This is a genomic window from Candidatus Accumulibacter sp. ACC012, assembly GCF_907163155.1.
Lineage (GTDB): Bacteria > Pseudomonadota > Gammaproteobacteria > Burkholderiales > Rhodocyclaceae > Accumulibacter > Accumulibacter delftensis.
The window spans coordinates 153617-166301 of the sequence record NZ_CAJQUC010000008.1 but is presented as its reverse complement, the minus strand read 5'-3'; the positions used below and the strand labels follow the sequence as shown (position 1 = coordinate 166301).

Annotated in this window: 16 protein-coding genes; 10 read left to right on the top strand and 6 right to left on the bottom strand. The window is 63.4% G+C overall.

From position 1 onward, the window contains the following. Positions 1-75 precede the first annotated feature (75 nt). The 10 genes from nifE (at position 76) to nifS (ending at position 7708) form a co-directional block, all read left to right on the top strand. On the top strand, positions 76-1518 hold the full coding sequence (gene nifE / locus QZ648_RS10470; RefSeq protein WP_291996952.1) for a nitrogenase iron-molybdenum cofactor biosynthesis protein NifE: 1443 nt from the start codon (positions 76-78) through the stop codon (positions 1516-1518). Continuing rightward, positions 1511-2926 (top strand): nitrogenase iron-molybdenum cofactor biosynthesis protein NifN, encoded by a 1416-nt coding sequence (nifN, locus tag QZ648_RS10465; protein WP_291996951.1) that lies wholly within the window; start codon positions 1511-1513, stop codon positions 2924-2926. Before nifE ends, nifN begins: the two co-directional genes overlap by 8 nt. A gap of 10 nt (positions 2927-2936) precedes the next feature. Beyond that, on the top strand, positions 2937-3380 hold the full coding sequence (locus QZ648_RS10460) for a NifB/NifX family molybdenum-iron cluster-binding protein (protein WP_291996950.1): 444 nt from the start codon (positions 2937-2939) through the stop codon (positions 3378-3380). An 8-nt stretch (positions 3381-3388) separates the two neighbouring features. Continuing rightward, complete coding sequence (locus tag QZ648_RS10455; protein WP_291996949.1) at positions 3389-3850, top strand: SoxR reducing system RseC family protein; 462 nt, start codon at positions 3389-3391, stop codon at positions 3848-3850. Next, complete coding sequence (locus QZ648_RS10450; protein WP_291996948.1) at positions 3840-4289, top strand: NifX-associated nitrogen fixation protein; 450 nt, start codon at positions 3840-3842, stop codon at positions 4287-4289. The genes QZ648_RS10455 and QZ648_RS10450 overlap by 11 nt, the downstream gene beginning before the upstream one ends. A 15-nt stretch (positions 4290-4304) precedes the next feature. Beyond that, complete coding sequence (locus QZ648_RS10445; RefSeq protein WP_291996947.1) at positions 4305-4526, top strand: CCE_0567 family metalloprotein; 222 nt, start codon at positions 4305-4307, stop codon at positions 4524-4526. Then, a complete protein-coding gene (fdxB, locus tag QZ648_RS10440; RefSeq protein ID WP_291996946.1) occupies positions 4523-4798 on the top strand; it encodes a ferredoxin III, nif-specific in 276 nt (91 codons plus the stop codon). Before QZ648_RS10445 ends, fdxB begins: the two co-directional genes overlap by 4 nt. A gap of 342 nt (positions 4799-5140) precedes the next feature. Further along, positions 5141-5464 (top strand): iron-sulfur cluster assembly accessory protein, encoded by a 324-nt coding sequence (locus tag QZ648_RS10435; RefSeq protein ID WP_291996945.1) that lies wholly within the window; start codon positions 5141-5143, stop codon positions 5462-5464. 12 nt (positions 5465-5476) lie between these two features. Beyond that, on the top strand, positions 5477-6406 hold the full coding sequence (gene nifU / locus QZ648_RS10430) for a Fe-S cluster assembly protein NifU (protein WP_291996944.1): 930 nt from the start codon (positions 5477-5479) through the stop codon (positions 6404-6406). A 93-nt stretch (positions 6407-6499) separates the two neighbouring features. Next, on the top strand, positions 6500-7708 hold the full coding sequence (gene nifS, locus QZ648_RS10425; RefSeq protein WP_291996943.1) for a cysteine desulfurase NifS: 1209 nt from the start codon (positions 6500-6502) through the stop codon (positions 7706-7708). Positions 7709-7879: 171 nt separating this feature from the next. On the opposite strand, the gene nifM is transcribed toward nifS, so the two are convergent. From nifM to nifV, 6 genes are read right to left on the bottom strand one after another with little or no spacing between them, the layout of a single operon-like run. Then, positions 7880-8734 carry a nitrogen fixation protein NifM gene (nifM, locus tag QZ648_RS10420; protein WP_291996942.1) on the bottom strand — a complete coding sequence of 285 codons (855 nt, stop codon included), beginning with the start codon at positions 8732-8734 and terminating at the stop codon, positions 7880-7882. After that, complete coding sequence (locus QZ648_RS10415) at positions 8731-9207, bottom strand: nitrogen fixation protein NifZ (RefSeq protein WP_291996941.1); 477 nt, start codon at positions 9205-9207, stop codon at positions 8731-8733. The genes nifM and QZ648_RS10415 overlap by 4 nt, the downstream gene beginning before the upstream one ends. Then, positions 9204-9545, bottom strand: a complete 342-nt coding sequence (locus QZ648_RS10410) for a nitrogenase-stabilizing/protective protein NifW (protein WP_291996940.1) — start codon at positions 9543-9545, stop codon at positions 9204-9206. The genes QZ648_RS10415 and QZ648_RS10410 overlap by 4 nt, the downstream gene beginning before the upstream one ends. 10 nt (positions 9546-9555) lie before the next feature. Next, a complete protein-coding gene (locus QZ648_RS10405) occupies positions 9556-10110 on the bottom strand; it encodes a hypothetical protein (protein WP_291996939.1) in 555 nt (184 codons plus the stop codon). A 7-nt stretch (positions 10111-10117) separates the two neighbouring features. After that, entirely contained in the window at positions 10118-10873 is a 756-nt protein-coding gene (gene cysE / locus QZ648_RS10400) for a serine O-acetyltransferase (RefSeq protein ID WP_291997025.1), read from the bottom strand. Positions 10874-10883: 10 nt separating this feature from the next. After that, on the bottom strand, positions 10884-12023 hold the full coding sequence (gene nifV / locus QZ648_RS10395; protein WP_291996938.1) for a homocitrate synthase: 1140 nt from the start codon (positions 12021-12023) through the stop codon (positions 10884-10886). Between the last annotated feature and the right edge of the window lie 662 nt (positions 12024-12685).

Below are 12685 nucleotides of genomic sequence, written 5' to 3'. Positions count from 1 at the left end.
AAAAAGCCATGTAAAACAGATCTGTAGGCATGGCACTCATCTTGCTGAGTATCGGGAGGACAACTGGAGTAGCACATGAAGACCAGCGACATCCGGGTACTGCTCGACGAGCCGGCCTGTAGTCACAACCACAAGGAGAAGTCGGGATGCGCCCGACCCGCACCGGGCGCCACGGCCGGCGGCTGTTCCTTTGACGGCGCGCAGATCACGCTGCTGCCGATCGCCGACGTGGCGCACATAGTGCACGGCCCGATTGGCTGCGCCGGATCTTCATGGGACAACCGCGGCACCCGCTCTTCCGGCGTCAGGCTCTTTCGCATTGGCATGACCACCGACCTGTCGGAAACCGATGTCGTCATGGGTCGCGGCGAAAAGCGCCTGTTTCACGCCATCAAGCAGGCCATCGATACTTATTCGCCGGCAGCGGTGTTCGTTTACAACACCTGCGTTCCGGCTCTGATCGGTGACGATGTCGAAGCGGTCTGCAAGGCCACCAGTGAGCGCTGGGGCACGCCGGTCGTTGCGGTCGATGCGGCAGGTTTCTACGGCACCAAGAATCTCGGAAATCGCCTTGCCGGTGAAGCAATGCTCAAGTACGTGATTGGTACCCGCGAGCCCGAGGCCGCTACGCCGCGCGCCGACGGGTTGCCAACCTACGACGTCAATCTGATCGGCGAGTACAACATTGCCGGCGAATTCTGGCCTATCGCGCCGCTCTTCGACGAACTCGGACTGCGCATCCTGGGCACGCTGTCGGGCGATGCGCGTTTTCGTGAAGTACAGACCATGCATCGCGCACGGGTCAATATGGTGGTCTGCGCCAAGGCGTTGCTCAATGTCGCGCGCAAGCTGCGGGACAGCTACGGGCAACCCTTTTTCGAAGGCAGTTTCTATGGCGTGGCGGACATGTCCTCTGCCCTGCGCGACTTCGCTCGCCTGCTTGCCGACGCGGATCTGGCTCGCCGCACGGAAGCCGTGATCGCCCGCGAAGAAGTCCGCTCGACGGCCGCTCTCGAGCCCTGGCGGCAACGCCTCGCGGGCAAGCGGGTGCTGCTGTATACCGGCGGCGTCAAGTCCTGGTCGATCGTTTCAGCCCTGCAGGACATGGGGATGACGGTCGTTGCGACCGGCACCAGGAAGTCCACCGAGGAAGACAAGGCGCGCATTCGCGAATTGATGGGCGACGACGCCCGAATGATCGACGAAGGCAGTGCCAGAACACTGCTGTCGATCTATAAGGAATATCGCGCCGATATTCTGATCGCCGGCGGACGCAATCTCTACACGGCGCTGAAGGCACGCATTCCTTTCCTGGACATCAACCAGGAACGCGAGTTTGGCTACGCCGGCTACGCCGGCATGGTCGAACTCGCCCGCCAACTGGCTCTGTCCATCGAAAGCCCGGTCTGGGAGGCCGTCAGGCGACCGGCGCCGTGGGCCACCCAGAGCAGCCAGGTCAGCGTACCGGCGGTAGGAGCGGTGGCGGGAGTGGGGGAGGGGGCAAGGAAAAATGGCTGAAGTCATCCATTGCAAGAAGGCCCTGGCGGTCAATCCGCTGAAGGTCAGCCAGACGCTTGGCGCTGCGCTGGTCTTCCTGGGCATCAAGCACAGCCTGCCGCTGATGCATGGCTCGCAGGGCTGCACGGCCTTTGGCAAGGTCTTCTTCGTGCGCCATTTCCGCGAGCCCGTGCCGCTGCAGACGACGGCGATGGATCAGGTGTCGACGATCATGGGCGCCGACGAAAACATCATCGAGGCCCTGCGTACGCTGTGCGACAAGAGCGCTCCAGACGTGATCGGCCTGGTGACTACGGGCCTCTCGGAAACGCAAGGCATCGACATCCAGCGCGTGCTGCGCGATTTCCGCAGCGCTCACCCGGAGTTTGCCCACGTCACCGTGGTGCCGGTGAATACCCCGGACACCATCGGCTGCCTGGAAAGCGGCTACGCGCTGGCCGTCGAATCCTTGCTCGAGACTTTGGTACCGGAAAGCCGTTGCATCGGCAAACGCCCGCGGCAGGTCAACGTGCTCGCCCCGGCGATGCTCACTCCGGGCGATATCGAAGCCGTCAAGGAATGGATCGAAGCTTTCGGACTGCGTCCGGTGATCGTTCCCGACATCGGCGATTCGCTCGATGGTCACCTCGACGAAGCCGAGTTTTCGCCGCTGACCATCGGCGGCACGCCGCGCGCGGAAATCGCGCGCCTGGGCGAGTCTATCGCCACACTGGTCGTCGGCGCGTCGCTGAACGCCGCCGCCGACCGCCTGAAAGCTGCCACTGGCGTGCCCGATTACCGCTTCGTCGGCTTGATGGGCCTGGACGCTTGCGACGAGTTTACGCAGCTATTGGCGACGATTTCCGGCCAGCGGGTGCCGCCGGGAATCGAGCGCCAGCGTGCGCAGTTGCAGGATGCGATGGTTGATAGCCACTTCATGCTCGGCTTTGCGCGCATCGCACTGGCCGCCGATCCCGATCTGCTCGCCATGCTGGTCCGCTTCCTGACCGGCATGGGCGCCGAGATTGTGGCCGCGGTGAGTTCGGCGAAGACCGAGGGCTTGCGGCGGTTGCCGATCGCGAAGGTGATCGTCGGCGATCTGGAGGACCTGGAAACGCAGGCGCGTGCTGCTGGCGCGCAATTGCTGATCGCCAATTCGCATGCGCTCGAGAGCGCACGCCGACTCGGCCTGCCGCTGCTGCGTGCGGGCTTCCCGCAGTACGACCGCGTGGGCGCTCATGCCCGCACCTGGGTGGGCTACCGCGGCACACGGCAGACCCTGTTTGACCTCGCAAACCTGATTATGGGCCAACATCATGAACTCGAACCCTATCAATCCATTTACCGGACCGCTGCCCGCAAGGACGAACGTCGCAGTCAAGTCGACAACCTCGCGTCGCCTGCAACTGGTCTGGTCCCTCAAGGCTGAGCCGGTGGTCATGGTCAGGGTGGCATTTGCCAGTAGCGACCGTGTTCGCGTCGATCAGCACTTCGGTGCCGCCGAGAGCTTCGCGATCTATGAGGTGACACCAGAGCAGGCAACGCTGTTTGCGGTTGGCGATTTCAGCCGCGAAGCGATGGACGGAAACGAGGAGAAACTTGCCGCCAAGGTCGAGTTCCTCGACAACTGCGCGGCGGTCTATGTGCTGGCGATTGGCGCCTCGGCGATCAAGCAGCTGCTGGCCAGGGGTATACAGCCCGTCCGAATCAACGCCGACGACGACGTCCAGGAACTCCTCGACGCCATCGTTCTGGCATTGAACCAGGGCGGCGTGCCGTGGATCGAGCGAGCTTTGGCCGCCCGTGCCGGGCAGCACTCCGAGCACTCCGAGCAGCGCTTTGCGCGCATGGAGGAAGAAGGCTGGGAAGGTTCGGAAGGATGAACGCCGCAATGATCGAACATCGTGCTGTCGTCCAGCGCGTCGAGGGCGGCAGGGCCATTCTCGCCATCAATCTCGCTGCCTGCGCCTCCTGCAGCCAGGGCGGATGCGGTATCGGCAAGATGGGCGGCGGTCGCCCCACGCTGCTCACCCTGCCGGTCAGCGGCCCGCTCAGGGCCGGCGACATGGTGGTCGTCGCGCTGCCCGAAAGCCGGCTGAGCGTGGCTGCGCTTATCGGCTATCTCTTCCCGGTCCTGGCGATGTTGCTCGGCGCTGGGAGCGCAGTCAGTCTGGATGGTAGCGACGCCGCCGCGGGCCTGGGCGCCATCGCCGGGTTGGTCGTCGCGCTGTCCCTTGGCCGTTTGCTCATCGGCCGGCTTCCCGGCCTGATGCCTTCCCCGCAACTGATTCGCCTGGTCCACCAGCACCGTATTTCCAGTCTTTCGTCACAGGAGTTCGACCATGAGCGTTGATCCAATCTTCGAAACCGATTTCGTCAGGGAAATGGCTCGCCAGATGCGTGCCCTGGACATGTACGGCACCTACAGCGGCTGGAGCGTCGAGAAAATTCTCGACCCCTACATCCTGACCAGGGAGCGCCGCGCCGGAATCCCGCTGATCGGCGACCCCGACGACGAAACCATCTCGCGCGTCAAAGCCTTCTACAACGCCATCGCGGTGCTCATCGAGAAGGAATGCAAACTGCTCGCCGTGCCGCTGGTGCACCTGACGCACGAGGGCTTTGGCCGTGCCCTGATTACCGTCGGCAAGCTGCTCGCGGTCGATCGGACGCTACGCGACGTGCATCGCTTCGGCTTTCCCAGCCTGTCGAAGATGAACGATGAAGCCGACAAAATACTCTCCGTCGCCCTCGAACGCATCGGCCAGTACCCGGCCGTCGCCGGGCTGTAGAGGGAGGGCGAGCGCATGAGCAAGGAAGACCTGGTGGCTCTCGACAAGGAAGTCAGGCGGCTGAAGCGAATCGCTTCCGAATGGGCGGCGCGCATGCACGACCTTGTGGAAGAGCGCCTGCCGGCAGCCTATACGGAGATTCCCGCAATGTCGCAATTTACCTTCGACGCGTGCAAGGCCTGGGCTGACGCCAGCGCTCGCCTCACCGCCGCGCAGCAGAAAGGACCCGCAGCATGATCACCGGACTTACCCGTGGTGGCGCCGAATGGACGCCGCAATTCGTCACCGCTCTCGATCAGGGAAAGTGCATCGGCTGCGGCCGCTGCTACAAAGTCTGTCCGCGCGACGTCCTCGACCTGGTCGAGCGCGAACTCGACGCCGAGGATGATGGCGACAACGATGACGACAACACGATGGTCATGGCCCTGGCCAATGCCATGGACTGCATTGGCTGCGGGGCCTGCGGCCGCGTTTGTCCAAAGGATTGCTATACCTACGCGCCCGCGTGATGAGGGTGTTTGTGCAATCCCCTTGCGGCGTTTCTCGGGATCATATCGTCGGGCCGCGACGGCTCGCCGCACTGGCGCTACATAAGGCGGTCGGAGGCGTCAAAAATTGGCCGCTCCTTCCGTTCGAGTGCGCGTCCGGATCTCCGGCAAGCCGTCTTCGCGGCAGCGCCGGGCCGTTCGCCACTGGCAAGCCTGTCGGCTTCGCGTGGTGAAGACGACCCGCTGTCGCAAAGACGACAAATCAGCGATGCCGGAAAAGGCAATGAATTCAGAGCTTACAGTGCAATTCGCGGATGGCACGGGGCTTGCAGTAGTTATTTCAGTAACCCTGGGAGAACGCGCATGATCAATTTGACCCCCGCCGCGATAGACGCCGTCCGGCGTTTTATCCGTGGTTCCGCAACGCCGGTTGCCGGGCTGCGTTTGACGGTCGCCGGCGGCGGCTGTTCGGGACTGCAATACGGCATGAAGCTGGAGGCCGAGAAGGCCGAGGACGACTGGGAGATGGAAGTTGACGGCCTTAAGCTGCTGGTCGATGCACTGACCTTTCCGATGGTGGACAACGTCACCATCGATTTCGTCGATTCCCTGACCCATACCGGTTTCCGATTCGACAACCCGAACGCCAGCGCGCAGTGTTCCTGCGGCTCGTCGTTCTCGGTCTGAGGAGTAGCTGGCATGTGGGAATACTCGGACAAGGTTCGCGAGCACTTCTTCAATCCGCGCAACTCGGGGCCGCTGAAGGACTCCAACGGCATCGGCGACGTCGGCTCGATCCAGTGCGGTGACGCGTTGCGCCTGATGCTCAAGGTTAATGAGCAGACCGAAGTCATCGAGGACGCGCATTTCCAGACTTTCGGTTGTGGATCGGCAATTGCCTCGTCGTCGGCGCTGACCGAAATCATCAAGGGCATGACCCTGGACCAGGCGCTCGAGGTGTCGAACCAGAACATTGCCGACTACCTCGACGGTTTGCCGCCGGAAAAAATGCACTGCTCGGTGATGGGGCGCGAGGCGCTGCAGGCGGCGATCGCCAATTACCGTGGCGAGGAATGGTCCGACGATCACGAGGAGGGCGCGCTGATCTGCAAGTGTTTTGCCATCGATGCCGTGAAGATCGCCGACGTGGTCACCGCCAACCAGTTGAACACGGTCGAGGAAGTCACCTTTTACACCAAGGCCGGTGGCGGATGCACCGCGTGCCACGAGGGCATCGAGGAGATCCTGGTCGGGATCAAGGCCGAACGCGCGGGCCACGGCGAAGTCTCCCCGCCGCTCGTTTCCTCGCTCCCCGCGGCGCCGGCTGCCCTGGTGAGCGCGCCGACTGCGGCGGTCGGCACGCCGCCGCCGGCACGACTCACGCTGGTGCAGAAAATCAGGAAGATCGAGGAAGTCCTCGAATCGGTCCGGCCGATGCTGCAGCGCGATCATGGCGACGTCGAACTGGCTGACGTTCAGGGCAAGACGATCTACGTCACCCTCAAGGGCGCCTGCTCCGGCTGCATGATGGAAGTGGCGACGCTGGGCGGAATCCAGCAGAAGATGATCGAGACGCTGGGCGAACTGGTGAAGGTTCTGCCCGTTTCGCACATGCCGGTCGAAGCCTGACATCCGGTCGTGAAGTCCGAGAAGTCTGAGAAATCCGAAAAGTCAGCCAAAGGCCAGGCAAGCCATTTACAGAGAAGCGAAAGGACGGGACCCATGGAAGCGATCTATCTGGACAACAACGCCACGACGCGCTGCGACCCGGCCGTCGTCGAGGCGATGCTGCCGTTCTTCACCGAGCATTTCGGCAATGCGTCGTCGATTCATTCCTTTGGCAGCGAGGTCGGTAAGGCGCTCAAGAAGGCGCGTGGCCAGGTGCAGGCGCTGCTGGGTGCCGAACATGACTCGGAGATCATCTTTACCTCCTGCGGTACCGAGTCGGATGCCACTGCTATCCTGTCGGCCTTACGGGCACAGCCGGAACGTAACACGGTGATCACCACTGTTGTCGAGCACCCGGCGATCCTGACACTCTGCGACTGGCTCGAGAAGGAAGGCTATATCGTGCACAAGCTCAGGGTGGACAGGAAGGGCCGCCTTGACGTGGACGAATACGGGTCCTTGTTGAACGATCGCGTCGCCATCGTTTCGGCGATGTGGGCCAACAACGAGACCGGGACCCTCTTTCCAGTGCTGGAGATGGCCGAAATGGCCGCTGCCCGCGGGATCATGTTTCATACCGATGCGGTGCAGGCGGTGGGCAAGATTCCCATCGACCTCAAGGACGCTCGGATCGACATGCTTTCGCTCTCCGGTCACAAGCTGCATGCGCCGAAGGGAATCGGCGCGCTCTACCTGCGCCGGGGTTGCCGCTTCCGTCCGCTGTTACGTGGTGGTCACCAGGAGCGCGGTCGGCGCGCCGGGACCGAGAACTCGGCCTCTATCGTTGCCCTGGGCAAGGCCTGCGAACTCGCAAGCGAGCACATGGACGAGGAAAACACGACCGTCAAGCGCCTGCGCGACAGGCTGGAAAAAGGCATCCTCAGTCAGATCGGCCATTGCTTTCCGACCGGCGACGTGAGCAACCGCCTGCCGAATACCAGCAATATCGCTTTCGAATACATCGAGGGCGAGGCCATTCTCCTGTTGTTGAACAAGCTGGGCATTGCCGGCAGTTCGGGTTCGGCCTGTACCTCGGGTTCGCTCGAACCCTCGCATGTCATGCGCGCCATGGGCATTCCCTACACAGCGGCACACGGCACCATCCGCTTCTCGCTGTCGCGCTACAACACCGACGCCGACGTGGAGCGGGTGATCGAAGTCGTCCCCGGGATCATCGCCCAACTGCGCAAGCTCTCGCCCTACTGGACCGACAACGGACCGGCGGAAAATCCCGAGGTCGCCTTTACACCGACCTATGCCTGACATGGGCGCGAGCGGGGGCGCAATGTGGGCAATGTGCGCAGCGTTCGCAATGGGCGTTGCCTGTTCTGCCCCAGGCGGCCAGGCAGAAAAGAGTCAGTCAATCACAAGGACATTCCTTGCCAGGGCGAAGCACTACGCACTGCGGGCAGGGGGCTTTGTCGGCCCGGCTAGCTAGCTCCTGGCGGACGTCTGCTGCCGGCTGTTGGCAAACAGCGACCTGATCCAGTCGCGTTGCGCTGCGGCGCGGCGTTGCTCGGTCAGGCGCTCGATGATCTTCTTGCGGATCTCGGCAAAGGGCAGCGTGCCGTTCGGGAGGACTTCATCGCAGCGCAGGACGTGCAGGCCGATCGGTGATTCCACGACCGTGCTGAGTTCGCGTTCGGCGAGCGCGAAGGCGAGTGCATCGAGTTCCGGGTAGAGCTGCTGGCGTCTGACGATCCCCAACTGGCCACCGTCCATCGCGCTCGGGCAGTGCGAGTGGTGTCGCGCGGCTGCGCCGAATTGCGTCGTCGTGTTCCGTTCCAGGGCGACCCGCAGTGTTTCGAGTTGAGCATTTGCCAGTGCTCGCTCCTGTGCGTTGTCGAAGGTAATCAGGATGTGGCGTAGCCGGCGTGCTTCGGGTCGCGCAAAGGATTGCGGGTGCAGATGGTAGTAGATTTCGGCATCGACCGCGCTCACCGGCGCAACCGCCGACGTCACCCTGTCGAGCAGGGCCTCGACCAGCAGATCACCTTGCACGGCCTTGGCCAGTTCTTCCTCATTGAGGCCGATGCGCTGCAGTTCATCGGCCAGCTCCTGTCCGCTCTGGTAGCGCTGGCGAATCTCGTCGAGTCGCGCGCAAAGCGTGGCGCGCCCTACGAAGACCGACGTCGCCTCGGCACTGGCCAGGAGGTGGCGCTCTATGGTCTGCTGTTTTCTGGCAACCGCAAGCAGGCGCGCGTGCTCGGCTCGGGAAAGCGCTTCCGGCGTCTTCTGGAAAAGTCCCCAGGAGAGTTTCAACGCCAGGTAGGGGTGTGGCATGGTCATCGCGTCTCCTTTCTTGCCGGCGCCAATTCCGCCGCCTGTAGCGCGTCCTCCGAAATCTGCAGGACCCGCCCCGGCAGCGCGTCGAAGTGAACGTGATAGGCGGCACCGTCCGGTGCATCGCGGACCACCTTGACGACCTCGCCTGTGGCGCCGGCGGCGACCAGCACCACGCCGTCGATCGCAAGGCTCTTGGCGGCACAAACACGTTCCCGAAACTCGAAGCGCGAGGGTGCCCACAATTCCTCCGCGCCGATCAGTTCTTCCTCGCGGCAACCCACGGTCTTCGCCTCGCCGAGAAAATTCACGGAGTAGATGATCTGGTCCTGCAGGAAGATACCGATATCGACCACGTAACCAATGCTGCCGCGGCTGACCAGCGGCGCGCCGGCGGCAAGACCCGGGTAGGTGCCATCGTTGCGGATGTTGCGGGTCACGCGCACCGGTTCGCCATAGGCCCAGCGTGCCCCCCTCACTGCTGGAAGACCTTGTCGAGCGGGACGAACGAGGTCGAGCCGCCATCAGCCCTGGAGACGTGGTGAAAGACGGAAAAGACCTTCTCGGTGAGCGCGTCGGACGTAACGAAATCCTGATAAGCGCGCGCCAGCCACGAGCGGTAGACAGCGTGGGCGGCTTCCTCGTCGTCCGGAAGTTCGGCGGCTTGTTTGGCCAGATAGTCGTGAAAACGTTGCAGGATGTGCAGGCGGTTCACCTGTACCACGCCAGGATCAAAGGTGATGTCGAAATACTCGAGAAACTCCTCGGCCGAGTTCAGGTCGGCCAGGGCATCGGCGAGGGGCAAGGGGTCATTCATCGGGTTCTCCTCAGGCTCGGGCAGGGGTGAGAGGGGTGATAGCGGTGATAGCGGTGACTACGGGTTCTTCCTCTTTCTCGAAGGCATCGACGACTGCCAGCAGCCGGGCGGCGCCGAACTGGTCGCGATGGTCGAGCGCGGCAAGCTTGCGCAGCCGATCTCGCGATGCGGCGCTGCGCCCCAGGCGAAGCAGGACTACGCTCGCCGCCTTGAGTGCCAGCAGGTAGAAGCGCAAGAGGCCGAACGAGTTGGCGGCGGCTGGGCCGAGCCAGGTCTCGTCGAGCACACGCCAGTCGGGCGGCAGCCCCAGTTGGCGTCCGGCAAGCTGCATCGCGCGCTCGGCGACCAGCAGGGCTTCTTCGAGGCGTTGCTGCGAGAAGTAGTAGCGATAAAGGCCAACCAATACCGTAAGGTTGTCGGGAAGCAGCAGGTGCGCCTGCAAGAGGGACATTTCGGCGCTCGCTTTTCCGTAATCACCTGCCGCCTGGGCGAGCAGATTTTCAGCTGCGGCGGGCAGCGCCTCTTCGAAATACAAGCTGCAGCCGGAGAAGTCGAGCAGGTTCATGGGCATCTCAGTCCCTTGCGTGCTGGCAGCACAGGTCGCCTGCAGAACAGCTGTCGCACTCGCCGATGCGCCTGAGTGGCGGTGGTTCGTGGCGCAAGTTGGCGAGTTCACGTTCCAGCGTCTCGATGCGCTCGACAAGGCAGGCGATGGACTTGGCGACCGGGTCCGGCAACAGGTGGTGGTCGAGGTTGATGCCCTTCGCGGGGTGTCGTTCGCGGCCGCGCGCGGCGACCACCCGGCCGGGCACGCCGACCACCGTGCAGTCCGCCGGGACGTCCTTGACGACCACCGAATTGGCACCGACGCGAACCCGCTCCCCGATGACGATCGGGCCAAGGATTTTCGCACCGGCACCGACCACTGTTCCGCTGGCCAGCGTCGGGTGGCGCCGGCCCTTGTTCCACGAGGTGCCACCGAGCGTCACGCCGTGGTAGAGCGTGACGTCGTCGCCGACCTTGGCGGTCTCGCCGATCACTACCCCGGCGCCGTGATCGATGAACATGCGCCGGCCGATGCTCGCGCCGGGGTGGATATCGACGTTGGTCAGCGTGCGCCCGACGAACGCCAGCAAGCGCGCGGTGAAGCGCCAGCCGGATCGCCACAGGCGGTGTGACAGCCGGTGCGCCAGCAGCGCGTGCACGCCGGGGTAGGTGGCGAGCACTTCCAGCTTCGAGCGGGCCGCGGGATCGCGCTGAAAGACGCAGGAAAGGTCTTCCTTGAGAACCGTCCACAGGCCGGCTGCGGGAGCGCCGGCGACGGGCATGCTCAGCGCGTCAGACATGCTCGGCACTCCTGGTCGACCGCAGAAGAAGCTGTAGATCGGCCGCTTCCGGCGCATGCTTGTTGGTCGCCACAAAGTTGCGAATGCGTGGCAGAAGCGCCAGTGCGTCGCCTTCGTCGAGGTTGATGCCGAGGCCGGCACAGACCGCCAGCACTGCTCGCGAGCCCGAATGCTTGCCGAGCACGATGCGGTGTGTCTGGCCGACCTCGCGCGGGTCGAAGCCCTGATAGTTGTCCGGATGCTTCAGCAGACCGTCCACGTGGATGCCCGCCTCGTGAGTGAAGACGCCAGCGCCGACGACGCTCTTTTGCCAGGCAACGGCGCGCCCCGAGGCGCTGGCAACCAGGCTGGAGACGGCAGGGAATCCCTTGAGGTCGATACCCGTTTCAATGCCGTAAAGTTTTTTGAGCGCCAACACCACCTCCTCCAGCGGTGCGTTGCCGGCGCGCTCGCCGAGGCCGTTGACCGTCGTATTGACGTGCGTCGCACCGGCGCTGCATGCGACCAGCGTATTGGCCGTGGCCAGGCCCAGATCGTCGTGCGCATGTATTTCGATTTCCAACCCGCAGTTGCGGCGCAGGGCGCTGATGAGCGCGAAGGCGGCAAAGGGTTCAAGCACGCCAAGGGTGTCGGCTATGCGCAGGCGGCAGGCGCCGGCGCGTTCAGCAGTTTCGGCCAGCGCGCAGAGGAAAGCCGGGTTGGCCCGCGAGGCGTCCTCGCAGCCAATACACACCTCCAGCCCGAGGCCTCGCGCGGCAGCGACGAAGCTCGGCAGTTTGCACAGCAGCCAGGCGCGATCTCGGCCGAATTTGTGGGTCAGGTGCTGATCGGAAGCGGGTATGCAAATGTCGACCAGATGCACGCCCAGATCGGCACAGGCGGCGATGTCGGCCGCTCGCATGCGGCTCCAGACCATTAGCCGTGGCGCCAGTCGCAGGGCGACCACAGCGCGTATCGAGTCGCGCTCTTCCTCGCCCATCGCCGGGATGCCGATCTCCAGTTCAGGTACGCCGATCGCTGCCAGTTGGCGAGCGATCTGTAGCTTCTCTGCCAGCGAGAAGGCGACGCCAGCCGACTGTTCGCCGTCGCGCAGGGTGGTGTCGTTGATGGTGACAGGTGGCGGATGGTTCATGGCAATCTCCTCGCAAATGTTTAAGCAAGGTCAGTGCCAGGATCTAAGTCGTGGAAAGATAGGGGAGTTTTTTTCTTTACCGACGAATGTGCGGTTTCGTGTGGTAAACGCGACAGGCTTCACCGCTATCCTGACCTCGCCACCAGCGCGTGATGCCGGGATGAGCAAGGCCCGTGTGCGTTGGATGATCCGCTAACCGGGTCCGGGGCAGGTTCCCTTGCTTCGTGCTGGTGCTGGACAAACTCGCGCAGCACTTGCGATGCTGGCCACTGCGCAGGCTCTGCCTCGGCCATGAACTCCGCGCGCAACTCGTGCAGCTGGGCGGAGGGAGTCATTGCGTGGAGGCGTAGCCGACGCGGCAATCCAGTTCCTCTTCTGACTTCGATTCCGTCGCTGCGACGACAGCGCAAACCGTCAAACCTCGGGATCACCGCTAGCATCATTTTGGATTAGGATGTAGGCCGGTTGCGAGACGCCAGCTGTAAAGATATGCAGTGATCTCGCCCACCACTTGCCAAGTAGCACGCCATTCGACCGGAGGAAGCCAACGCGAGTCGGGACCACGCGAGTGCGACGTCACCGTTTGACTGGTATTCGCCTGGCACCCTACGGAATAGCGTTTGTAGCCACGGGGAAGCTTGCGGACATCTGGAACCTGAGTT

What these genes read in the sequence shown, in the direction of transcription:
- QZ648_RS10460 (WP_291996950.1), top strand. Translation starts at nt 2,937, where the DNA reads ATGGTCAGGGTGGCATTTGCCAGTAGCGACCGTGTTCGCGTCGATCAG.
- cysE (WP_291997025.1), bottom strand. Translation starts at nt 10,873, where the DNA reads ATGCCCGTCGCCGGCGCTCCCGCAGCCGGCCTGTGGACGGTTCTCAAG.
- nifS (WP_291996943.1), top strand. Translation starts at nt 6,500, where the DNA reads ATGGAAGCGATCTATCTGGACAACAACGCCACGACGCGCTGCGACCCG.
- fdxB (WP_291996946.1), top strand. Translation starts at nt 4,523, where the DNA reads ATGATCACCGGACTTACCCGTGGTGGCGCCGAATGGACGCCGCAATTC.
- nifN (WP_291996951.1), top strand. Translation starts at nt 1,511, where the DNA reads ATGGCTGAAGTCATCCATTGCAAGAAGGCCCTGGCGGTCAATCCGCTG.
- nifU (WP_291996944.1), top strand. Translation starts at nt 5,477, where the DNA reads ATGTGGGAATACTCGGACAAGGTTCGCGAGCACTTCTTCAATCCGCGC.
- QZ648_RS10445 (WP_291996947.1), top strand. Translation starts at nt 4,305, where the DNA reads ATGAGCAAGGAAGACCTGGTGGCTCTCGACAAGGAAGTCAGGCGGCTG.
- nifE (WP_291996952.1), top strand. Translation starts at nt 76, where the DNA reads ATGAAGACCAGCGACATCCGGGTACTGCTCGACGAGCCGGCCTGTAGT.
- QZ648_RS10410 (WP_291996940.1), bottom strand. Translation starts at nt 9,545, where the DNA reads ATGAATGACCCCTTGCCCCTCGCCGATGCCCTGGCCGACCTGAACTCG.
- QZ648_RS10435 (WP_291996945.1), top strand. Translation starts at nt 5,141, where the DNA reads ATGATCAATTTGACCCCCGCCGCGATAGACGCCGTCCGGCGTTTTATC.
- QZ648_RS10405 (WP_291996939.1), bottom strand. Translation starts at nt 10,110, where the DNA reads ATGAACCTGCTCGACTTCTCCGGCTGCAGCTTGTATTTCGAAGAGGCG.
- nifV (WP_291996938.1), bottom strand. Translation starts at nt 12,023, where the DNA reads ATGAACCATCCGCCACCTGTCACCATCAACGACACCACCCTGCGCGAC.
- nifM (WP_291996942.1), bottom strand. Translation starts at nt 8,734, where the DNA reads ATGACCATGCCACACCCCTACCTGGCGTTGAAACTCTCCTGGGGACTT.
- QZ648_RS10450 (WP_291996948.1), top strand. Translation starts at nt 3,840, where the DNA reads ATGAGCGTTGATCCAATCTTCGAAACCGATTTCGTCAGGGAAATGGCT.
- QZ648_RS10455 (WP_291996949.1), top strand. Translation starts at nt 3,389, where the DNA reads ATGATCGAACATCGTGCTGTCGTCCAGCGCGTCGAGGGCGGCAGGGCC.